Below are 21,674 nucleotides of genomic sequence, written 5' to 3'. Positions count from 1 at the left end.
CACCCGTTCTCCGTCCCACCCGCATCCGTCAGGCTCCGTCCGACCCGATCTCCGGAAGGCACCCTCATGGCCGACCAGCTCCTGTTCAACCCGCGCACCTACGACCCGGCGCACTTCGACCCGGAGACCCGCAGGCTGCTGCGCGCCACGGTCGACTGGTTCGAGGCGCGCGGCAAGCGAAGGCTGATCGAGGACTACCGCTCGCGCGTCTGGCTGGAGGACTTCCTCGCCTTCGCCGCGAAGGAGGGCCTCTTCGCCACCTTCCTCACCCCCGCGGCCGACGGCGACCGGCCGGACCAGCGCTGGGACACCGCGCGTATCGCCGCCCTCAACGAGATCTTCGGGTTCTACGGCCTCGACTACTGGTACGCCTGGCAGGTCACCATCCTCGGCCTGGGCCCCGTCTGGCAGAGCGACAACGCGGCCGCCCGCGCCCATGCGGCCGAACTCCTCGCCCAGGGCGAGGTGTTCGCGTTCGGCCTCTCCGAGAAGAGCCACGGCGCCGACATCTACTCCACCGACATGCTCCTGGAGCCCGACGGGGAGGGAGGCTTCCGGGCGACCGGTTCCAAGTACTACATCGGCAACGGCAACGCCGCCGGGCTCGTGTCGGTGTTCGGCCGCCGCACCGACGTCGACGGGCCGGAGGGCTACGTCTTCTTCGCCGCCGACAGCCGCCACCCCGACTACCGCCTGGTCAAGAACGTCGTCGACTCCTCCAAGTACGTCAGCGAGTTCCGCCTGGAGAACTACCCGGTCGGACCCCAGGACGTCCTGCACACCGGGCGCGCCGCCTTCGACGCCGCTCTGAACACCGTCAACGTCGGCAAGTTCAACCTGTGCACCGCCTCGATCGGCATCTGCGAGCACGCCATGTACGAGGCCGTCACCCACGCCCACAACCGCATTCTGTACGGCCGTCCCGTCACCGCCTTCCCGCACGTCCGGCGCGAGCTGATCGACGCCTACGTACGCCTGGTCGGCATGAAGCTCTTCAGCGACCGTGCCGTCGACTACTTCCGTTCCGCCGGCCCGGACGACCGCCGCTACCTGCTCTTCAACCCGATGACCAAGATGAAGGTCACCACCGAGGGCGAGAAGGTCATCGACCTGATGTGGGACGTGATCGCCGCCAAGGGATTCGAGAAGGACACCTACTTCGCCCAGGCCGCGGTCGAGATCCGGGGCCTGCCGAAGCTCGAGGGCACGGTCCACGTCAACCTGGCCCTCATCCTGAAGTTCCTGCGCAACCACCTGCTCGACCCGGTGGAGCACCCGCGGGTGCCGACCCGTCTCGACGCGGCCGACGACACCTTCCTCTTCCGGCAGGGCCCGGCCCGCGGCCTCGGCTCCATCCGGTTCCACGACTGGCGCACCGCCTTCGACACCTACGCCGAGGTGCCGAACGTGGCCCGGTTCCGGGAGCAGGCCGACGCCCTGTGCACGTTCGTCACCACCGCGGCACCCGACGAGCGGCAGAGCCGCGACCTCGACCTGCTGCTCGCCGTGGGCCAGCTGTTCGCCCTCGTCGTGCATGGCCAGCTGATCCTGGAGCAGGCCGAGCTGACCGGCCTCGACGAGGACGTGCTCGACGAGCTGTTCTCCGTCCTCGTCCGCGACTTCTCGAACCACGCCGTCGAGCTCCACGGCAAGGACTCCGCCACGGAGCCCCAGCAGCGCTGGGCCCTCGGCGCCGTCCGGCGGCCCGTCGTCGACGAGGCCCGCTCGGCGCGTGTCTGGGAGCGTGTCGAGGCGCTGTCCGGCGCCTACGAGATGGCCCCGTAACAGGAGCCGGCACCGGCTCGCGGAGCCGGTGCCGGTGGCGCGGGCCGAACGACCGTCGGCGCGTCCGCGGAGGCGCGACGGGGGCTCCCGGCCTAGTCGAGCCGCCCGAACACCTCCCGTACGCGCCGTGCGTCGCGCAGCCGTTGCTCGTAGGTGGCGCCGAGCGCGAGCAGCACCAGTCCGGCCAGGGCGGGCGGCGCCCACCGGGGCAGGGCGCCGACGACCTGGGCGGCGTAGGGGGCGAGTTCGTGCAGGGTCACGAGGGCGAGCACGGTCCCGCCGAGGACGAGGGGTGCCTGGAGTCGGTTGCGGGCTCCTGCCAGGGTGACGGCAAGGGCCGCGGTACCGAGCAACAGGGGCCGGAGCCAGTGCGGGTCGCCCCACGTCACGAGCAGGCTCGGCACCGCGGTGACGGCCAGGCCTGCGCCGTACGCCGGCCAGGAGGAGAGGCCCGGGTCGCGGCGGCGCCTCAGGAAGCCGACGACGAGTGCGGGCACGGTCACCGGCAGGGTGTAGGCCTCCGGAGTGGTGACGTCCCAGGCCGCCCACCGCACCCAGGTGGCCAGCAGGAGGAGCCCGGCGGCGACATGGGCGGCCGGCCGCCGGTCCGGGCGGAGCGCGGTCCCGGCCGCCACGAGCCCGCAGAGGGAGAGCACCAGGGCCAGCATCGGCGGGTCGGTCGCGGCCAGAGCGAGGGCGAGCAGCCCCGCCGCCGCGCCCGCCCCTTCGACGGCCGCGGTCGTGGACGAGCCCGCCGGGCGGGCGGCCACGAGGGCCGCGACGGCGGGCACGACGAGGACCAGCAGTGCGGTGTGCTGCGCCTGCCAGCCGGCGGCCGCGCCGATCGCGCAGGCCAGAGCCGTGGCGTGCACAAGGGCGGCGGGCGCCGCGAACGGGCCGAATCCCGGGCGCACGGCCACGGCGCCGAACACGAGGGTCGTCGCCCCGAGCACACCGATCGTCACCGGTTCGGACGCCAGCGAGACGAGGGCGAGGACGACGGAGGTGACCAGGGCCAGCACCATGGCCGTGAGCATCAGCGGCGACGTTCCGCCGGCCGCACGCCGGGCCCGCTCCGCGCAGCCCAGCGCGGCCACGGCCACGGCGCCCTGCGCCACCAGGCCCGCACCGTAGGGCAGTGCGAGTACGCCCGGCAGTACGAGCAGCGCCGCCCAGCCCAGGAGCATCGCCCCCACCGCCGTCGGCCACCGGTCCTGGCGGCGCCGGGCCGCCACCGCCAGCACGCCCGCGACGACACCGAGGACGAGCGGCACGGTGGCCGCGTCGGGCGGCCAGGGCACGTCCCTGAACACGGCGGCCCGGAAGTCGCGCGGCACACCGGACCAGGGCCGCTCCAGCCCGGTCACCGGACCGAGGAGCGTCCCGGCGACCAGCGGCACCGCGCACAGCACCGCGAGGCCCTGGACGGCCGGCGAAGCGAGCACAAGCCCCCGGCGAGACGACTGGGGGAGTGGCGTCCGGACCGCCGCCAGCAGGGCGACACCGCAGGCCACGTACCCGGGCACCGTCCACACTCCGGGCAGCGAGGCCCGCACCACTCCGCCGGCCCCGGCGACCGCGCACAGCCCCGCCGCCAGCGCCGCGCCCACGGCGACGTCCGGCTTCGGGACGCGCCGGGCCGCCACCAGGGCGATCGCCGCGGCGAGAAAGAGCAGCGCCGCCGCCCGCACGGCGGTACCCGGGCCCGAAGCACTCCAGCTGAGCCAGCCGGCCGACAGGGCCCCTACGGTCCCCGTACCGAGTGAACCGACGACCGCGACCGTCCGGACCGGTACCTCCGTCGCCCGCAGCGCCAGGGCGGCGCCGGCCGCCGCGGTCACCAGCAGCACGGCCGTGAACGTGTGCGGACCCGCGCCCAGGGCGAGTGCCCACAGAAGCAGGGGCAGGTGCGCCGTCGCCGTGGCCGCGGGGAGCGGCAGACAGAGCACGGGCCGCGCGGCCTTCCGTACCGCGCGCTCCTTGCCCTCGTCGCTCTCGTCGGTCCGGTCGTCCGCGCGCCCCCACGCGCCCACGCCCAGGCCGTAGGCGGCCCACAGTGCCGCCAGAAGGGCCGACGCGGCCGCCGTGTACGTGAGAGCACCCGTGCCGGTGAACACCACCTCGTGCAGCGCGTAGGCGTCGAGCACGGTCAGCGCGAGCCCCAGACCCGCTGTCGCCTCCGCCGTCGATGCCAGCCCACGCCGCAGGAGTGCCACCGGCGCACCCAGCGTCCCCACGGTCACCGCGCCCAGCACCAGCGATCGTCCGACGATCCCCATGTGACCCCAGCCGACCAGGGTGAACGCGACCGCGGCGACCGTCAGCAGGACCCCACCGAGGATCAGGAGCACGTTCTGCACGCCGGGCGCGGAGGTCTCGGGCCGGCGGGCGGAGGCAACGCCCCGCCCGGGCCGCGACGGCGGAACGGAACCGGCGCCCCGGTCGCCCCGGGGCGCGGATGCCGCCTGCAACGTGTGGATCAGCCACGCGCGGCGCCGCAACAGGACGGCCCGGCGGGCGTCGAGGTGCCACAGCTCGGTGTCGAGGAGCCGCAACTCCTCGGCCGGGGGCGGGAGGTTCGTCATGTCCCGGAGTGTGCTCCCCGTCACCCCGGCCGGGCATGGGCGCAGGTACTCAGTTCCTACTCAGGTACGGACCGCGTCACGGAACACCGGCCGCACCGGCGTCAACTCGGGCCCCCGTCTGCGGTGGAGGGCGTCCGTCCCATAACCTCGTGCGGGAAGACGTCGGATGCTCCGCGCGTCGACACCGGGGAGGCGAAGGTGCTCGCACGAGGGACACGGTGGTTCGTGGGCGCCATGACCTTGCTCTGCGTGGTCCTCGTCGGCTCCAGCGCCGCCGACGACCCCCACTCCGACAGCGGACTGCCCGCGGACCCCGTCCGGGACGTGGTGGCGAACCGTGTCATGACCTGGAACCTCTGCAACCCCTGCGAGGAGAGCAACGTCCACCGGGCGGCGGAGATCGCCGCCTTCGCCCCTCAGGTCCTCGGCGTACAGGAAGCGTGCGTGCGCGACGTCGAGGCGATCCGGGAGCACCTGGAGAACCTCCACGGGCTCGTCTACCACGTCGAGTACGGGATGGTGCTGAACAAGCGCAGCCGCTGCGGGGGAGCGCCGTGGAACCCGGGAGGCTTCGGCCAGGCGATCCTCTCCGCGGCGCCGATGACCGACCACGTCAGCGTGGAGTACCCCGAGGGCGGCTCGGAGGACCGCGGGTACATGGCGGTCACCACCGAGGTCGGCGGCCAGGACGTCCGGGTCTTCAACACGCACCTCGCCCAGCGCCGGCAGGAGTCCGTCCGGGCCGGGCAGGCGGCCGTACTCGCCACCGAGGTGGCCCGGCACGACCGCGCCGTCGTCCTGGGCGACCTGAACGCCGTGCCCGACGCACCCGAACTCTCGCGCCTGTGGGCACTGGCCGTCGACGCGGACCCCCAGTGCCACCCCACGCGCACCGCGGCCGGCAGCTGTCAGGCGACCACCGACTGGCAGAGCAAGTTCGACTACGTCTTCCTGCGCGGCATCACCCCCGCCGGGCACCGTGTGCACGCCTCCCGTTACTCCGACCACCACCAGCTGTACGCCGACCTGGACCTGGCGTAGCCCGGGGGCGGGCCGGCGGCTCGCGCGGGGCGTCATCGGCGCCGGACCGTCGGCACTCGCGGTGGTTCGGGTCATCCCGTGCGACCTGTCGTCGAGGTTTTGGATGTCATCGCGTCGGCACATGTTCCCGGCGTCGTGACCCACTGTCTGAGCTATCGTTCTGAGCGCCCTGCGGATCACGCCCGTCGCGAGGGCGAGGATCGACAACGCCCCTTGCCCGGACGGGATTCACCGCTCGTGCATCCGTTCCGGGGCTTCCACCCGATCACACGTAGAGAGAATCGGATGCGTATCAGAAACGTGAGCCTCGCGCTCGCAGGCTCCGCGATGGTGGCTGCTCTGGTCACCGCCTCGCCCGCCGTCGCGGACGCCTCCCCCACCCTCCCCGACCCGTCGCTCACCGGTGTACTCGCCGTGCAGAAGCAGGCGATGGCCGCCGGGGCGCCGGGCGCGCTCACCCGGATCGACTCCGGCGCCACCGTCCACAAGCTCTCCATGGGCAAGGCGGACCGGGCTGCCGGAACGGTCATGGACGCCGACCGCAGGTTCCGGGTCGGCAGTGTCAGCAAGAGCTTCACCACCGTCGTGCTGATGCAACTCGTCGCCGAGGGCCGCCTCGACCTGGACGCGCCGGCGAACGACTACCTTCCCCGGGCCCTGCCGGACGACCGCATCACCGTGCGGCACCTGCTGAGCCACCGCAGTGGGCTGTGGGACTACACGAACGACATGTTCTACCACACGGTTCCGGGCTTCGAGTCCGTACGGAACAAGGTGTTCACCTACCAGGAGCTCATCGACCTCTCGACCGCTCACGCCCCGGCCAACGAGCCCGGTGCCGCCTACAGCTACTCCAACACCAACTTCGTGGTGCTGGGGCAGATGATCGAGCACATCACGGGTCTGCCGATGGCCACGCAGTACGAGCAGCGGATCTTCAAACCGCTCGGCCTGCGGAACACCTCGTACGTGCATCCGCGGACGACGCTCACCGGGTCGTACGCGCGGGGTTACGTCCGCGACGACGACACCACGCTGCCGCTGGTGGACTCCACCGAACAGACCGTCTCCTGGGCGCAGTCGGCCGGAGCGGTGATCTCCAGCTCCTCGGACCTGAACCGCTTCTTCGCCGCCGTCGTCACCGGCAAGCTTGTCGCTCCGGAACAGCTGCGGGAGATGATGAGCATGGTTCCGGTGAACGCGGACGGGACCCAGTCCTACGGACTCGGACTGCGCGGCCGCGAGCTCTCCTGCGGTGTGACCGTCTACGGCCACACCGGCACGGTCCAGGGTTACTACACCTACGCGTTCACGACGGCCGACGGCAAGCGCAGGATGACGTCGATGGCCAACACCTCCAACAACGGCACGGTGAACTCCATCCTCGGCGGGACGCTCGAGGCCGCCTTCTGCGGCACGGACCCCACCCGTGCGAGCGCCCTCACCCGCTCGGCCGGCGGCGGCGTCACCGAGGACATCGCTCCGCAGGTCGTACGCCACTGACACAACCCCGGCCCGCCGGTGCCGGCGGGCCGGGGCGGTCGTGCAGCTGTACGCCGCCGTCGTCGAGGGCGGGAACCTGTCCTCGGCGACGGCCGGCCTCACCTCAGGTGCCGGTCCAGGAACCGGCACCCGTCCTCCAGCTCGAACCACGGCGTGCCGGTGTGCCCTCCCGGATTGGCGTGCAGCGTCTTCTCCTTGCTGCCGAAGGCGTCGAACAGGTCCAAGGCCCGTTGCCGGGGGTTCCCCTCGTCGTCCCACTGCAGCAGGAACAGCAGCGGAACGGTGACCTGCCGGGCCTCCTCGCGCTGGGCACGGGGCACGTACCCGCCGGCGAAGAAGCCTGCGGCGGCGATGCGCGGCTCGACCACCGCCAGCCGAATGCCGAGGGCCGTCCACCCTCCGGAGTAGCCGACCGGTCCGCCGGTCTCGGGCAGGGCGAGGAGGGCGTCCAGGGTGGCCCGCCACTCCGGGACCGCGTTCTCGACCAGCGGGCTGATGAGGGACTCGAAGACCTCGTCGACCGGCTCCCCGGCCCGCATGGCCCGCCGGAGGTCGGCCCGGACCCGCTCGTCGGCGGCGGAACGGGGACGGTCACCGCACCCGGCGGCGTCGATGGTGGCCACCGCGAAGCCGCGCGCCGCGGTGTACCGGGCCCGCGCCACCAGCCGGGGGTCCGCCTTGGGCAGCCCGTTGTTGTGGGCCATCAGGACCAGCGGAGCCGGCGCGGATCCGGGCGTCCACAGGGTACCGGGGATCTCCCCGAGGGTGAACTCGCGCTCAAGGACGCCGTCGTCGAGGCGCTGTTCGGAAGTGAAGTGCATGGTCGTGCCTTTCGGGAGTGCGCGTGAAACGGCGCTCCCGGGCGGCCTATCGCCCGACCATGACCCCGGAGGGGAGCACCCATGTCGATACTGCGTTCACGGGTACCACCTCCTCGTCGTCTCGCACGGCCCCGGGGAGGCTAGCAACAGCCCGCCGCAGCCCGCCAACGGGTTTTCGTGGGGACTGCGGCGACCCGGTTCGGCCGGCGCCTGTCACAAGGAGCGGGCCTGTCCGGTCCTCTTCCCGGACGACCGGTCCCGCCTCACGGACGACCGGTCCTTCTCCAGGTCGCCGAGAGGAACAGAGGACACCGTGAGCACGTCGAGGAGGCGGTCGCGATCCGCGACCGCCTGCTCACCTCGTTCGACCGTGCGGCGATCCTGCCGCGCGGTCCCGAGCGCCGGAAGCTGCTGACCGGTCCGGAGGCCACGAGCGCCGTCGCCGAATGAGGCGACCGTGACAGCCCTCGGCCGTGGCCCCGCGGGGTGCGGTGGGAGCGGTGTCACAACTCGTGCCCCTTCTCGGTCCACCTGGCATACAGAGAGAACAGAGAGAACCGAGGGCACCACGCCGATGCCTGAGAGCTGGGCGTGGCATGCCCGTGGACCGCGGGTGGCTTCCCCCGTGCGTCCGCCGCCGCCGCGGCGGCAGCGGCGTCCGAGGCCCGTTCGAGGGGAGGATGCGACATGGAAGACGCCGGTGAGGCGGTGCCGATCGCGGAACTGCTCGACGAGCGACGGCACCTGCTGGAGGTCGCCCGCTGGATGCTGGGCAGCAGCCGGGTCGCGGCCGAGGGCGTCATCGACGAGGCGTACCGCCGGTGGTACGGGCTCTCGGACGGGCAGCGGGCGCGGGTGAAGGCGCCGAGGGCCTGGCTGACGCAGGTGGTGGGCGGCATCTGTCTGGCCCGGCTGACCCGGCCCGACGGGGACGAGGACCTCTCGCGCGCCCGGCAGGACGCCGACGACCGGGAAGCAGGGGTGGAGGGCGAGGCCGGGGCGGTGCTGTTGCGGGCGCTGGAGTCCCTCACGCCGACGGAGCGAGCGGCCTTCGTGCTCAATGACGTCTTCGGGGTCTCGCCGGGCACGGTCGCGGGCGTCGTGGGGCAGTCGGAGCCGGAATGCGCCGAGCTGGCCGACCGGGCCCGCCGCAGCCTGCGCGCCCAGGGCGCGCATCCCACCTCCGCACGCGGGCACGGAGAGATCGTGAACGCCGTACGCCAGGCGTGCGCCGACGGGGACAGCGGCCGGCTGACGTCTCTGCTCGCCCCCGACGCCACCGCCATCTTCGACGGGGGCGGCAAGATCCGCGCCCTGACCCGTCCGGTCCACGGTGGCGAACGGGTCGCCCGGAGCCTGCTGACGCTGCTCTCCCGCCGCCCCCGCACCACCTTGGACACGCACTCCGTCAACGGGCGCACCGGCCTCGTCGCCCGCTACGACGACCAGGTCGCGGCCGTCATCACCCTCGACATCGCCGGAGCGCACGTGGTGCAGGTCTGGGTCGTCCTCAACCCCGACAAGCTGCGCGGGTGGAACCGCCCCGGCCCCCGCACCTGAGTCGCCGGCGGGGCGGACGGGCGGGTCGTCAGGACACGAGGGTGAGGGGCGTCGGCGTCCCCTTGTCGGCCATGCGCGCGTACGGGCACAGCGCGTCGGCCCTCTCCAGCAGCGCGGCCCCCACCTCCCTGGCGACGCCGGGCCACCGCACCACGAGGTCGACGCTCAGCAGGTAGCCCCCGTCCCCGGGGGCGCGTCCGAAGGCGACCGTCGCCGGCGCGGGGTCGGGGAGACGTGCGCCGGGAGTGGCGCTCGTCCGGGTTGCGGACTCCCGGGTGACCGATCAGCCGCCGTTCCCGTGACACCTGCCCGACGCCCGCGGGGAGCGGCCGCGGCGGGTCAGCCGGTCAGGGACTCCACGTAGGGAAACAGCTTGGCCGGGTTCATCACCCACATGATCCGGTCGATGCCGTCGGTGGAGACGTCGACGGAGAGCAGGGCCACGGCCGTACCGCCCGCCAGGACCAGGACCGCCGGCCGGCCGTTCGCCTCGACCCAACGCGTGTCCGCCTGCGGCCAGAACCGGGGCGCGAAGGCCGCGAGGTACCGGGAGACGTGCGGGCGGCCGACCACGGGGATCTTGGACGCCCCCCTGATCCCGCCGCCGTCCGCGTAGCTGACGACGTCCGCGCTGAGGACCTCCTCGAGCACGGCCAGATCGCCGGTCCGCGCGGCGGAGAGGAACACCTCCAGCAGGCGCCGGTGGGTCGCGGGGTCGACACGCTCCCTGCGTTCGTCGGCCAGGTGCCTGCGCGCTCGGCTCACCAGCTGGCGGGCGTTGGCACGGCTCGTCCCCAGGATCTCGGCTATCCGGTCGTAGGGATAGTCGAACGCCTCCCGCAGCACGTAGGCGGTGCGCTCCACGGGGTTCAGCTTCTCCAGCAGGAGCAGCACCGCCATCTCGACGGCCTCGGCGCGCTCCGCCCCCAGTTGCGGGTCCTGCGCGGTGTCGACCGGTTCGGGCAGCCACGGGCCCACGTACGTCTCCCGGCGCACCCGGGCGGACTGGGCGAGGTTGATCGACAGACGGGTGGTGACAGTGGTCAGGAAGGCGCCCGGCTCGTGAACGGCGGCGCGGTCGGTGTTCTGCCACCGTACCCATGCCTCCTGCACGACGTCTTCGGCCTCGGCCGCGCTGCCGAGGATGCGGTACGCGATGCCGAAGAGCCGGGGGCGTACCGACAGAAAGTCCTCGGTCGCCCGGTCGAGGGGGGCGGGGTGAGCGCCGGCGTGCATGGATCGTCCCTTCTCACGTGGCACCGGTGATGCTACAAGCGGGCATCGGTAACCGTGTCAGCGGGCACACCGTGTGAGTACCGAGGATGCCCGCCATGACGGCAGGAGACCCGCTCGCGGGCGCCGGAACGCCGCTCGGGAAGATTCCTTCTCTGCCACTGTCACCAAACGGTGTCACACTGTGCTAGGTTCATGGCAGTGCTCCGGACACCGGTGGACGGTACCCGAGAAGGGCCCGGAGCACGTGCGCACCCGCCACAAGAGCCGGGCGGGTGAGCGCCCCGGGTGTCCCCTCGATCCCCCGTGAGTCGGCACCCGGGGCCGCGTACGTCCCCTACCGGGCCGTGGGCGGCGGTTCGCCGCACCGGACCTGCCGTGAGCCGTCGCCGCTCTGCTGCCGCAGCCGGGCCAGCCTCTCGGAGGTCTCGCGCATGGACGCGTCGACGGCGTCGAGCGCTTCCCGCAGCATCAGCGCGCGTGTCTCCAGCAGAGCCGCCTGGGCGGCCAGGGACACACCGGCGGCGGTGTCCGAAGGCTCGTCCTGGCTCCGGGTCGTAGGGGCACCGGAAAGCACGGGCGTCACTTCCTTTCTGGAGGCGAGGACGCGGGCGGCGTCGCTCGGGCCGTCACCGTCATAGACCGGACGACCGCGGGAGTTGTGACAGCCCCCGGTCCGTCGGCCGGGGGGCGCGGGATGCCGGGGCGCGCCGGGGAGTGGGAGTGGCGTGGGGCGACTCGGGTGCGGGCAGGCGTTCGCCGCCGTCTCCGTACACCTGCCCGCACCGGTCGGGGCCCTCCCGCCACGCCTGCCGGGCCCGGACGACGTCCTCGTGGGTGCGGCCCACGAAGTTCCACCACATGACAATGGGGGGCGGCTCGGTGCGCGTCGGAGAGCGCGTGCCCGTAGCGGGGGAGGGCGGCACTGGCGGCGGGGCGGCTCCGGTCGGCGTCACGCCCCCGGAGCCCCTCGTCCGCCGCCTGTGGGACGCGGTCCGGTCGCGGTCTCCCGCGTCGGTCACCGGTCGAGGCCGTAGCGTTCTCGGGCCCGGGCCACCGAGGACGGGGCGACCTGCCCGGCCCGGGCCAGCCGGTCCAGCGCCGTGACCACGATCGACTCGGCGTCCACCTCGAAGTAGCGGCGCACGTCCTCACGGGTGTCGGACAGCCCGAAGCCGTCGGTGCCCAGGGAGTAGTAGTCCTGCTCCACCCACTGGCTGATCTGGTCCGGCACCTGCCGCATCCAGTCGCTGACGGCCAGCACCGGACCCGGCGCACCGGCCAGCGCGGCGGTGACGTACGGCGTCCTCTCCTCGCCCCGCATCCGTGCGGCGTCCGCCCGCATCGCGTCGCGGCGCAGCTCCGTCCACGACGTCACCGACCACACGTCGGCGTGCACGTTCCAGTCGGCGGCCAGGAGTTCCTGAGCAAGGAGCGCCCAGTGGACGGCCGTACCCGAGGAGAGCAGCTGGAGGCGGGGGCCGGCCGCCGTGGGTTCGGCAGGCCGGAAGCGGTGGATGCCCCGGACGATGCCCTCCTCGACGCCCGGTGCCGCGGGCATGGGCGGCTGGTGCTTGGGCTCGTTGTACACGGTCAGGTAGTAGAAGACGTCCTCGGGCCGCTCGCCGTACATGCGACGCAGCCCGTCCCGGACGATCACCGCGATCTCGAAGGCGAACGCAGGGTCGTAGCTGACCGCCGCCGGGTTGGTGGAGGCCAGCAGGTGCGAGTGGCCGTCCCCGTGCTGCAGGCCCTCACCCGTCATCGTGGTGCGTCCGGCGGTACCGCCGACGACGAAACCGCGGCCCATCTGGTCGGCCAGCGCCCAGAACTGGTCGCCGGTCCGCTGGAACCCGAACATGGCGTAGAAGATGTAGAACGGGATCATCGGCTCGCCATGGGTGGCGTACGAGGTCGCCGCGGCCGTGAACTCGGCCACGGAACCGGCCTCCGTGATGCCCTCGATGATCAGCTGGCCGGTCCTGCTCTCCTTGTAGTGGAGCAACTGGTCCGCGTCGACCGGGTCGTAGGTCTGCCCCAGCGGGGAGTAGATCCCGGCGGTCGGGAACATCGACTCCATGCCGAACGTGCGGGCCTCGTCGGGGACGATCGGCACCCAGCGTGCTCCCGTCCGCTCGTCCCGCATCAGGTCCTTCACCAGACGCACGAGCGCCGTCGTGGTCGCCACCTCCCGGTGGCCGGAGCCCTTCTCCAGTGACTCGAAGGGCTTGGCGGGCGGCTCGGGCAGCGGTTTGGCGACCACGCGCCGCGACGGCACCGGGCCGCCCAGCGCGGCCCGCCGCTCGTGCAGGTAGCGCACCTCGGGCGAGTTCTCTCCCGGGTGCCAGTAAGGGATCCGGTCCCCCGCGAGGGCGCTGTCGGGAATGGGGAGCTCCAGCACGTCACGCAGCTCACGGAACTGTGCCGTCGTGAGCTTCTTCATCTGATGGTTGGCGTTGCGGGACTCGAACGCCGAGCCCAGCGTGTGACCCTTGACGGTCTGGGCGAGCACCACGGTCGGCGCGCCGCGGTGCTCGACGGCGGCCCGGTAGGCGGCGTACACCTTGAGGGGTTCGTGGCCGCCGCGGGAGTTCTCGAACAGCTCGACCACCTGGGCGTCGCTGAGGGAGGCGGACAGGGCGGCGAGCACGTCGCCGGTGAAGAACTTCTCGCGTATGTAGGCGGCGTCCCGTGCGGCCAGGGTCTGCAGCTGGGCGTCCGGCACCTCGCCCAGACGCGTCACCAGGTCCCCGGTCGCGTCCCGTGCCAGCAGCGGGTCCCAGGCCTCGCCCCACAGGGTCTTGACCACGTTCCAGCCCGATCCGCGGAACCGGGCCTCCAACTCCTGCACGATCTTCGAGTTGGACCGCACCGGTCCGTCCAGGCGCTGGAGGTTGCAGTTGACGACGAAGGTGAGGTTGTCCAGGTCCTCGCGGGAGGCCAGGGTCAGCGCGGCGATCGATTCCGGCTCGTCCGTCTCCCCGTCGCCCAGGAACGCCCACACCCGCGAGCCGGAGGTGTCCTTGATACCGCGGGCCTGCACATACCGGTTGAACCGTGCCTGGTAGACCGCGCCGAGCGGCCCGAGCCCCATGGACACCGTCGGGAACTCCCACAGCCACGGCAGCCGCCGGGGGTGCGGGTAGGACGGCAGGCCGTTGCCGCCGGCCTCACGGCGGAAGGCGTTCAGCTGCCCCTCGTCCAGGCGGCCTTCGAGGAAGGCCCGGGCGTAGATGCCCGGGGAGGCGTGCCCCTGGAGGAACAGCTGGTCGCCCGACCCGTCACCGTCCTTGCCGCGGAAGAAGTGGTTGAAGCCGATCTCGTAGAGCCAGGCCGCCGACGCGTACGTGGAGATGTGCCCGCCGAGCCCCAGCGGCGCCCCGTTGCTGACCATCGCCGCGGCGTTCCACCGGTTGAGCGCGGTGATCCGGGTCTCCGTCTCCAGGTCACCGTCGAACTTCGGCTGCGCGGCGACCGGGACGGTGTTGATGTAGTCGGAGGACAGCAGCCCCGGCAGGGACATCCCGGACCGCGCGGCGAACTCGTGCACCCGTCGCATCAGGTACAGCGCTCGCTCGGGTCCGGCGTTTCGCACGACGGCGTCCAGGGAGGCCTGGCATTCGAGGGTCTCCTCGCGGTCACGGTCGGGCAGCTGGTCGAGCTCACTGGGCGCGGAGGACCCAGCGAACCGGGACGGGTCATTCATGGCGGCCTTCCTGGCACTGCTCGGGGGTGGGAACGGCGGAAGCGGACACGATCGGTGCCGCGAAGCAGCCCGGTGGCCGGTCACGGGTGTCCACTTCCGCCGGGGGCCGGTGGGTCCGCCGGCGTCCTCGCGAACGGGCGACGCACCACCGTGTCGACTGCACACCTGACCGGACGCCGCCGGTTGTTGTGACACGGCGACACTCGTCGCTTCTCGAATGTTGCACACGGTGTGTAAGGTCGCGTGCGCCGGGTCGGACGACCCGTGCAAAGGCGCTCGCTCTGCGCGCGAGCCCCTGGTCAGAAGGGAAGGACAACACATGAGAGAAGTTCGCCTGGGCGAGCACGGCCCCGCGGTGTCGGCCCTGGGTTTCGGTGCCATGGGCCTGAGCGGGGCGTACGGAGCCAGTGCCGACGAGAAGGAGGCCGTCGCCACCCTCAACCACGCGGCGGACCTGGGTATCACCCTGTTCGACACGGCCGAGTCCTACGGCCCCTTCGAGAACGAACGGCTGCTGGGCCGCGCCCTGGCCCATCGCCGTGACGAGGTTCTCCTGGCGACCAAGTTCGGCCTGGACTTCTCCGACGACGGGCGGCCCGGTCCACTCGACGGGCGGCCCGAACACATCCGTCGAGCCGTCGAACGCTCCCTGCGGCGCCTGAACACGGACCGCGTCGACCTCTACTACATGCACCGCCTGGACCCGGACACTCCGGTGGAGGAGACGATCGGCGGCATGGCCGAGCTGGTGGCGGCCGGGAAGGTCCGCCACATCGGCCTGTCGGAGGTCTCCGCGGACACCGTCCGCCGTGCCCACGCCGTGCATCCGCTCACCGCGGTGCAGTCGGAACTGTCGCTGTTCAGCCGGGACCCGCTGGCGTCCGGTGTCAAACAGACCCTCGACGAGCTGGGCATCGGACTGGTCGCCTACTCGCCCATCGGCCGCGGCTTCCTCTCCGGGGCCATCCGCAGCGTGGACGACCTGGGCCCCGACGACTCCCGCCGGGAGCTGCCGCGCTTCTCCGCGGAGAACATCGCCGCCAACCTCGAGCTGGTCGACCACGTCCGGGCCGTCGCCCAGCGGCACGGAGCCACCCCCTCCCAGGTGGCTCTGGCCTGGGTGTCCGCCCAGGGGGCGATCCCCATCCCGGGCACCAGACGCCGCGCCTACCTCACCGAGAACGCCGCCTCCGCCGACCTGGCACTGACCGACGCGGACCTGGCGTCACTGGACGCGGCGGTCCGGCCCGAAACCGTCCAGGGAGCCCGCTACACCCCGCAGCAGCTGGCCTCGACCAACCGCTGACCCGGGCCGCGGACGGGCGGTTCGGTGGCGGATCGGTGGTCCCGGGCTGCCGCGCAGAAGGCGCGCGGGAAGCGCGTGCGACTCGGCAGGCCTCGTACCTTCTTTTCCATGTAGGTGTCACACAAAGACCCCTCCTCCGGTCATATGGGGCGCAAGCTCCTGAGAAACCCGCACGATCCGGAGGAGACACGCCGTGAGCGACATCGTTCTCGAGCCCGCCGCCCAGTCCTTCGCCGACGCGACGGCGACACCGCCCCTGCTGTACGAACTGGGCGTCGACGGCGCCCGCAAACTGCTCGACGACGTGCAGGCACAACCCGTGGAGAAGCTCGCCGTCGACGAGAAGTGGACGACCGTTCCCGCCGAGGTCGGCGATGTGACGGTGCGCATCGTCAGGCCGGCCGGCAGCACGGGCGTCCTGCCCGTGATCCTCTACGTCCACGGCGGCGGCTGGATCCTGGGAAACGCCGGCACCCACGACCGTCTGGTGCGTGAGCTCGCCGTGGGCGCGGACGCGGCTCTGGTGTTCGTGGAGTACGACCGCTCTCCGGAGGCGAAGTACCCCGTCGCCGTCGAACAGGCCTACGCCACCGCCCGGTGGGTCGTGAGCACGGGACCATGAGCGTTCGCTACAACGCCACGCTGCACGACTTCATGATGCTGAACCCGGTCCGCGAGACCCGGGCATCGAGCGCGGCCGTGGAGCAGGCCGTCCACGTTCTGCGCCAAGCGCTGGGCACCGACTGACACGCCGGGACCAGGCAATCGCATCCCTTACGAGTACCGGGGAGCGTCCAGGCTCCCCGGACGAAGAACACTGCTGAACAGAAGGTCATTCTCATGAACGCACACAAGCCGACCGTCGTTCTCGTCCACGGCGCCTTCGCGGACTCCTCCAGCTGGAACGGTGTCGTGGAAGAGCTCCGGACCCACGGCTACACCGTGGTGGCGGCCGCCAACCCCTTGCGGGGCCTGTCCACCGACGCCGACTACGTCCGGCAGCTCGTGGCTTCCGTCGACGGTCCGGTGGTCCTGGCCGGTCACTCCTACGGCGGCGCGGTCATCAGCAACGCGGCCAGGGGACTCGACCAGGTCAAAGCACTCGTCTACGTCGCGGCCTTCGTGCCGGACGAGGGCGAGAGCGCGCTCGCACTGGCCGGCAGGTTCCCGGGCAGCACGCTCGGTGAGGCGCTCCGTCCGGTCCCGGTGACGCTGGCGGACGGGAACCAGGTCGTGGATCTCTACATCGAGGCCGAGAAGTTCCACCGCCAGTTCGCCGCCGACGTCCCCGAGGCCATCGCCGCCGCCATGGCGGTGACCCAGCGGCCCGTCACCGATGTGGCGCTGGGCGAGGGGTCCGGCGCTCCCGCGTGGAGGACCATCCCCTCGTGGGTGCTGGTGGCCACCGAGGACCGGAACATCCCGCCGCAGGCGCAGGTCTTCATGGCCGAGCGCGCGCAGGCCACCGTCGTGAGCGTGCCGGCCTCCCACGCGGTCGGCGTCTCGCGTCCCGGCGACGTCGCCCGGCTGATCGACGAGGCCGCGCAGTCCACTGCGTGAGTGGTTGTCGCCCGTGAGGGGGGAGGGCGAACGGGGTAGCCCCGCGTGCACGGAACCCACGCAGGTTCGATTCTGTGATCATGAGCATCCGTCCCTGGGTCGTCGTGGAACCGCCGGACGACCGTGGCCTTCGTCGTATCACCGTCGGTGGCGTCGAGGTCGGCAGCGCCTGGTCCCCGTCCGAGCTGCGTACGGTGCTCGGGCGCCTCGGTTACCCGAAGGACATGGATCTGACGGACCGGTCCTCCCTGTGCTGGCGCGGGGGTGACAGCGACGTCTGGCCGGACCGTGCCTGGAGAAGACGCTCGGTCATGGCCCTCATGGTGGTCGGGCTGCTGGTCTCCATGGTGCTCAACGTGGTCATCGGCTGGCCGGACGCGTCGGGTGCGCTGACCTTCGCGCAACGCATCACCGGAGTCCTGTTCGTCCTCTCCGGGGTCGTGCTGGGAGCTGCGGCCGTCGCGGCAGTCGACTACTGGGGCAGGCGGCAGTTCAAGGCCTCGGGGGCGGTCGTCCTGCTGGGGGCGATCGTCGCCCTGGCCACGGACGGCCTCCTGTTGCTGCTCTGGTTCGAGGAGAGGGAGTACACGCGTCATCTGCTGGTGTATCTGCCCGCCGTGTGCTGGTCCCTGTGGGCGCTCTGCCTGCTCGTGCGCCAGAAGTCGTGGCAGGGAGTTCCCCAGCCCAAAAGATTCGCGGCCGGGGTGGTCGCCACGGCCCTCCTGACGGCTGTCAGCCTCGCCTACTCGACCATGTACCAGCCCGCGGCCGCCCCGATGCACTTCACCTTGAATGCGGAATTCGGGAAAGCCTGGAAGGACGAGAACCTCCCTTTCGTGCACGTCCCGCTGACTTTGCGCATGAAGAACACCGGAGGAATCCCGGTGTACATCATCAATGACCTCTACACGGTACGCGGCAGGGTTGCCCTGTATTCGACGGAGGAGAAGGGGCTGATGACGGAATGGCGGCAGAGCGTGGGAAAACAGGGAGCACGCGAGGGGGAGGCTGAACTGTATGTCGACCAGCTCAGGTACTTCACCGTCAGCAGCGGCAGGTTCTACGAGTCCGGTAACTCGCTCGACGTCGGCCAGGAGCATTCCCTGAAGCGAGTGTTCCAGCTTCCCGAGGATGTCGGGTACGACACCGTGAGTGTGGAAGTGCAGATCTCCTACATGAGGAAGGACCGCGGGAAGCTCGACGTCGAGGAATTCAGGTCGCCTCACCCTTCGTGGAACGAACGGGACAGGCGCTACTACTGCGAACCGGCCGTATGCGGTGGGCAACTCATTTACCGCGGAAGGGTGCGGCACAACAACAATCTCATCAATGTGACGCGCAAACCTCGCTATGTGACAGCCGTCTGGTCACCGGGGGGCAGATTCATCTCTTCGATCTCGTCCTTTCCGTTCAATTTCTCCGGAGTGGGCGACTACGGGGAGGAGAGGCGGGAGCTGGAGAGGTACGGAGCCGCCAGGGCCCGGGTGGACTCGGAGATCTCCGTGGCGGAGCTGTTGCAGTCCGCCGGGGTCTGACCGGTCGCGTGCCGGTCAGGTGAGCCAGGTTCCCACGGTGACGCCGAACTTCTCCTCGAGGTACGTTGCGGTCTGTTTGCAGGACAGGGCGGAGCCTCCCAGGCTTCCGAACAGTTCGTCGTGCGGGACGAGTTCGGCGAGCTCGGTGATGAGCGGAACGACTTCGAACGGCCCGCGGGTGTTCTCGTTGTTGCGCAACTGGGCGAGGACCTCGAGCTTGTCGTCGGTCTTCTCCTGCGCCTTCCAGAAGTCCTTGACGCCCTCTCCTTCCCACTCCGGGGGAACCAGCCTCTCCAGCCCCCGAGCGAGAGCGGACTCGGAGGTGGACTCGAATATGGCACTGGTGCAGACCGCGGCGGCCTTGCCGAGGGACTCCTCCGGGCGGTCCTGGGCGGAGGCGGACTGCTCCTGCTGATCCTTCATGCGAGCGGTCCTGTCATCCAGTTCCTTGGTCGCTTCGGACCGCTCCTCCGACGAGGTCTCAGGATCGCTGATCTTCTTCAGCAAGGCGCTGACCTGCTGGGTGACGGTGACGAGCCGCTCGCGTTCCTCCGGTGGTGTCCGCTCGTCCTGAGTGATCTGGTCAGAGCCGCTCTTCCGCGCAAGCGTTTGTTCCACGGTCGTCTCCTGCGACGACGCCCCGCTCCTGTCCGGTGAGTGAGCCGATTCGCCACCCGCGCTGTGCTCCGCGGCGAAGGCTCCCTCCTTCATGCCGGCGATCATCTTCGCCCGCAGTTCCTGTGGCGTGCCGGGGGCGCAGATCAGCGGGAGTGTGGACGTGGAGCGTCTGACCACCAGGATGAGCATGGACCGTTCCTCGGCCGGTGCGTCCGGATCGCTGACCGTCCCCAGCGTCGAGGTCACCTGCTTCACGACGGAGGTCAGCTCCTTGCGCAGTTCGGGCGGCGTCTGCGGGTCGTTGATCGCTGCCAGCGCGGTGGTCAGGTGCTCCGTGCTCTCGATGACGCCCTGCCTGTCCTGCGGTGAGGTCTCCGGACTCTGCACCGTGGAGATGAGCGTGATGAGCCTGTCCACGGTGGACCTGAGTTCCTCGGGGACGTGTTCTCTCACCTGCTCCAGGTTCGTCGAGGCTTCGTCGATGCCGGCTTCCTGTTCGGGCGGAGGCGCGGACGTCCGTCCGTCCGTGGCGTCGGTGTCCGGCGGCGGGGAGTTCTCGGTGGTCTCACCGGGCGTGGCGGAATCGGGTCCTGTCGGCTCCGTCGGTTCGCTCGGCTCCGACGGCGTCGTGGTGTCCGGTGGTGGGGGCGTCGTGGGGTCGTCCGGTTCACTCGGTGTCGACGAGGGGGAGGGCGGCGGATCCGTGCTCCGCGGCGCTGCGGCGCTGCCGCCGGGCAGGCTCCGGGGCTCTGCCGCGGCCGCCGCCGTCCCTACGGGCAGGGCGAGTGTCGCTGCCACAACGGAAGCGCCGGCCATGCGAAGGAGGTGTCGCCGAGAAATTCTGGCCATGATGGTTCCAGACACGCTTGGCGCCGTGCTGTTCCCGCGCACCCCGACTGCGCGCTGACACGACGGACCACGGCAACTTCAGGTCCTTTACACACAACGCTACGACGCCGACCAGAGGGCGGCAAACGTGAAGGCGCTTCGGACCGGGCCCCGCAAAGGAAGCTGTTCCGGCCCGCCAGGATACGGTCCCGAACGGTTCCACTGGTCCCGTCGGGAGGCCAACTTCTTTATGTGGCAGGGCAGTCGACAATCGCCCCCTCGCGACGCTCCCACGGTTTGCCGGAGCCTGCCGACGGACGCATCGTGGAAGAACGGGGGAGTACCGGCCGCGCGGACAGTGGTTCCCGCGGCACTCGCTGCCTCCTCCGGTCCCACTCCGCAGGCGACACGATCCCCTGCGGCGAAGAGGGAAGGATCCACCGTGCCCACTCCATGGATGCCCCAGGCACTCAGAGCTGACGTAGGGGACCACGCGCCGTGTGACGCGGAGTTCCCGGCCAGGGCGATCGCGCACATCACGGCGGACAGGGAGGCCACCGCCGCCGCTCCGCTGGACCTGGTCCCCTTCGCCAATCTCAAGGGCTTCTTCACCGGCGGCGGCAAGAGCCGGGCACCGCACGTTCTCTGGGATCCCTTCACCGGAGCGTTCGCCCAGTTCCTGCCCGCCACCTCCCGCAGCAAGGCCCTGTTCGACGCGGCCGGCGGCACGCGTACCAACCGGGCCGGCAAGGTCGTCATCCAGATCGAGGCCCTGTTCTTCCCGCACTGCCGCGTCGAGGGGGAGGTGTTCGCGAGGCTGGTCGACACCCCTTGCAAGGGCTGGGCAGATCTTCACTCCTGGATCAGCTCCTGGGGCGTACCGGACGTCTGGCCCATGGGCCGCCCGACCTCCCTGTCCCGCAACACCTGCCCGGCCGACACCTGGCGGACGCGAGGCGGGTGGTACGCCCACGGCCAGGTACCGGAGAACAACCACGTCGATCCCGGTTCCTGGCCCTCGTTCGCCCCCCGGCCGGGGGAGCCGTCCCCGTCCGAGCCGCTGTTCGAGCCGTTCCCCGGTGCGTCGTTCTTCCAGGCGGGACGCAGATCACCCGTCATCGCGGGCATGCACGGTCGGTTGGTCGCCGTGGACTGCGACCGCTACGCGAGCGGTACCGGGATCGACGTGTGGGGCGCGGGCGACGTCAGGTCGTACACCGCCTGGCAGCAGAAGCTTGGCTTCCAGGACAGCGAGGCCGACGGTATCCCCGGGAGGTTCAGCTGGGAGCGGCTCGAAGTGCCCCGTTCCTGAAGCCGTCCGGTACGCCGTGGAAGGCCTGCGCGAGCACTGCCGGACCGGTCGTCAGAACTCGCTCATCAGCACGTTCCTGGGTTTGCACGGGTCCCCGTCCGGGCGCATGGTGGAAGTGGGGGAAGATGACCGGCCGGTCCGCAAGCACCGGGCCGACGGCCTCCTGGACGTCCCCAAGGGCCACAGGACCGACCTCTCCTGCGTATTTCGGTGCGCCGGCACCTCACGTACCGCAGGGCAACTCGGGTCGTGAGCCGGGTGCTTTGAGGGGGTCATGAGGA

The 21,674-nt window shown here is 71.2% G+C and carries 16 protein-coding genes and 1 pseudogene; 10 read left to right on the top strand and 7 right to left on the bottom strand.

The features are described 5' to 3' along the window. Positions 1-66: 66 nt before the first annotated feature. Entirely contained in the window at positions 67-1,785 is a 1,719-nt protein-coding gene (locus SAM23877_RS02070; protein ID WP_053126294.1) for an acyl-CoA dehydrogenase family protein, read from the top strand. Between the two features lie 92 nt (positions 1,786-1,877). Here the strand turns inward: SAM23877_RS02070 and SAM23877_RS02065 are convergent, their stop codons facing one another. After that, on the bottom strand, positions 1,878-4,370 hold the full coding sequence (locus SAM23877_RS02065; RefSeq protein ID WP_053126292.1) for an SCO7613 C-terminal domain-containing membrane protein: 2,493 nt from the start codon (positions 4,368-4,370) through the stop codon (positions 1,878-1,880). Between the two features lie 234 nt (positions 4,371-4,604). Here SAM23877_RS02065 and SAM23877_RS02060 point away from each other — a divergent pair, with 234 nt between their 5' ends. After that, entirely contained in the window at positions 4,605-5,411 is an 807-nt protein-coding gene (locus tag SAM23877_RS02060; RefSeq protein ID WP_053126290.1) for an endonuclease/exonuclease/phosphatase family protein, read from the top strand. Positions 5,412-5,696: 285 nt separating this feature from the next. Next, on the top strand, positions 5,697-6,914 hold the full coding sequence (locus SAM23877_RS02055; RefSeq protein WP_053126289.1) for a serine hydrolase domain-containing protein: 1,218 nt from the start codon (positions 5,697-5,699) through the stop codon (positions 6,912-6,914). 98 nt (positions 6,915-7,012) lie between these two features. Here SAM23877_RS02055 and SAM23877_RS02050 read toward each other — a convergent pair whose 3' ends face one another. Further along, positions 7,013-7,735: a dienelactone hydrolase family protein gene (locus SAM23877_RS02050; protein WP_053126287.1), complete on the bottom strand. Its 723-nt coding sequence runs from the start codon at positions 7,733-7,735 to the stop codon at positions 7,013-7,015. Between the two features lie 687 nt (positions 7,736-8,422). Here SAM23877_RS02050 and SAM23877_RS38850 point away from each other — a divergent pair. After that, positions 8,423-9,295: a sigma-70 family RNA polymerase sigma factor family protein gene (locus SAM23877_RS38850; RefSeq protein ID WP_053126284.1), complete on the top strand. Its 873-nt coding sequence runs from the start codon at positions 8,423-8,425 to the stop codon at positions 9,293-9,295. A gap of 28 nt (positions 9,296-9,323) precedes the next feature. On the opposite strand, the gene SAM23877_RS41735 is transcribed toward SAM23877_RS38850, so the two are convergent. The 4 genes from SAM23877_RS41735 to aceE all read right to left on the bottom strand — a co-directional run bounded on the left by SAM23877_RS41735 (position 9,324) and on the right by aceE (position 14,234). Next, a complete protein-coding gene (locus SAM23877_RS41735) occupies positions 9,324-9,449 on the bottom strand; it encodes a hypothetical protein (protein WP_280518062.1) in 126 nt (41 codons plus the stop codon). A 185-nt stretch (positions 9,450-9,634) separates the two neighbouring features. Further along, positions 9,635-10,531 (bottom strand): RNA polymerase sigma-70 factor, encoded by an 897-nt coding sequence (locus SAM23877_RS02030; RefSeq protein ID WP_053126282.1) that lies wholly within the window; start codon positions 10,529-10,531, stop codon positions 9,635-9,637. 334 nt (positions 10,532-10,865) lie between these two features. Continuing rightward, positions 10,866-11,105, bottom strand: coding sequence for a hypothetical protein (locus SAM23877_RS02025; RefSeq protein WP_053126280.1), 240 nt, complete (start codon positions 11,103-11,105; stop codon positions 10,866-10,868). A gap of 441 nt (positions 11,106-11,546) precedes the next feature. Then, a complete protein-coding gene (gene aceE, locus SAM23877_RS02020; RefSeq protein WP_053126278.1) occupies positions 11,547-14,234 on the bottom strand; it encodes a pyruvate dehydrogenase (acetyl-transferring), homodimeric type in 2,688 nt (895 codons plus the stop codon). A 319-nt stretch (positions 14,235-14,553) separates the two neighbouring features. On the opposite strand from aceE, the gene SAM23877_RS02015 reads away from it, so the two are divergent. The 5 genes and pseudogenes from SAM23877_RS02015 (at position 14,554) to SAM23877_RS02000 (ending at position 18,635) form a co-directional block, all read left to right on the top strand. Continuing rightward, positions 14,554-15,540: an aldo/keto reductase gene (locus SAM23877_RS02015; protein ID WP_053126276.1), complete on the top strand. Its 987-nt coding sequence runs from the start codon at positions 14,554-14,556 to the stop codon at positions 15,538-15,540. Positions 15,541-15,733: 193 nt separating this feature from the next. Then, positions 15,734-16,156, top strand: a pseudogene (locus tag SAM23877_RS02010) (alpha/beta hydrolase); the annotation flags it as partial. A 2-nt stretch (positions 16,157-16,158) separates the two neighbouring features. After that, on the top strand, positions 16,159-16,287 hold the full coding sequence (locus SAM23877_RS42040; RefSeq protein ID WP_256359353.1) for a hypothetical protein: 129 nt from the start codon (positions 16,159-16,161) through the stop codon (positions 16,285-16,287). A gap of 93 nt (positions 16,288-16,380) precedes the next feature. Beyond that, positions 16,381-17,100, top strand: a complete 720-nt coding sequence (locus SAM23877_RS02005; RefSeq protein WP_053126274.1) for an alpha/beta fold hydrolase — start codon at positions 16,381-16,383, stop codon at positions 17,098-17,100. 80 nt (positions 17,101-17,180) lie between these two features. Continuing rightward, positions 17,181-18,635 (top strand): hypothetical protein, encoded by a 1,455-nt coding sequence (locus tag SAM23877_RS02000; protein WP_159041968.1) that lies wholly within the window; start codon positions 17,181-17,183, stop codon positions 18,633-18,635. Positions 18,636-18,650: 15 nt separating this feature from the next. On the opposite strand, the gene SAM23877_RS01995 is transcribed toward SAM23877_RS02000, so the two are convergent. Further along, the gene (locus SAM23877_RS01995) at positions 18,651-20,051 is read right to left on the bottom strand and encodes a hypothetical protein (protein WP_159041967.1); all 1,401 of its coding nucleotides are present in this window, start codon (positions 20,049-20,051) and stop codon (positions 18,651-18,653) included. A 472-nt stretch (positions 20,052-20,523) separates the two neighbouring features. On the opposite strand from SAM23877_RS01995, the gene SAM23877_RS01985 reads away from it, so the two are divergent. Beyond that, entirely contained in the window at positions 20,524-21,393 is an 870-nt protein-coding gene (locus SAM23877_RS01985; protein WP_053126266.1) for a peptidoglycan-binding protein, read from the top strand. Positions 21,394-21,674: the final 281 nt, after the last annotated feature.

The organism is Streptomyces ambofaciens ATCC 23877, from assembly GCF_001267885.1.
Taxonomy (GTDB): domain Bacteria; phylum Actinomycetota; class Actinomycetes; order Streptomycetales; family Streptomycetaceae; genus Streptomyces; species Streptomyces ambofaciens.
The sequence above is the reverse complement of the archived record's forward strand: the minus strand, read 5'-3'. Positions and strand labels throughout refer to the sequence as shown.

Bases quoted from the DNA above. Each gene is read 5' to 3' on its own strand.
- SAM23877_RS02070 (WP_053126294.1), top strand. From the start codon at position 67: ATGGCCGACCAGCTCCTGTTCAACCCGCGCACCTACGACCCGGCGCAC.
- SAM23877_RS02065 (WP_053126292.1), bottom strand. From the start codon at position 4,370: ATGACGAACCTCCCGCCCCCGGCCGAGGAGTTGCGGCTCCTCGACACC.
- SAM23877_RS02060 (WP_053126290.1), top strand. From the start codon at position 4,605: ATGACCTTGCTCTGCGTGGTCCTCGTCGGCTCCAGCGCCGCCGACGAC.
- SAM23877_RS02055 (WP_053126289.1), top strand. From the start codon at position 5,697: ATGCGTATCAGAAACGTGAGCCTCGCGCTCGCAGGCTCCGCGATGGTG.
- SAM23877_RS02050 (WP_053126287.1), bottom strand. From the start codon at position 7,735: ATGCACTTCACTTCCGAACAGCGCCTCGACGACGGCGTCCTTGAGCGC.
- SAM23877_RS38850 (WP_053126284.1), top strand. From the start codon at position 8,423: ATGGAAGACGCCGGTGAGGCGGTGCCGATCGCGGAACTGCTCGACGAG.
- SAM23877_RS02030 (WP_053126282.1), bottom strand. From the start codon at position 10,531: ATGCACGCCGGCGCTCACCCCGCCCCCCTCGACCGGGCGACCGAGGAC.
- aceE (WP_053126278.1), bottom strand. From the start codon at position 14,234: ATGAATGACCCGTCCCGGTTCGCTGGGTCCTCCGCGCCCAGTGAGCTC.
- SAM23877_RS02015 (WP_053126276.1), top strand. From the start codon at position 14,554: ATGAGAGAAGTTCGCCTGGGCGAGCACGGCCCCGCGGTGTCGGCCCTG.
- SAM23877_RS42040 (WP_256359353.1), top strand. From the start codon at position 16,159: ATGAGCGTTCGCTACAACGCCACGCTGCACGACTTCATGATGCTGAAC.
- SAM23877_RS02005 (WP_053126274.1), top strand. From the start codon at position 16,381: ATGAACGCACACAAGCCGACCGTCGTTCTCGTCCACGGCGCCTTCGCG.
- SAM23877_RS02000 (WP_159041968.1), top strand. From the start codon at position 17,181: ATGAGCATCCGTCCCTGGGTCGTCGTGGAACCGCCGGACGACCGTGGC.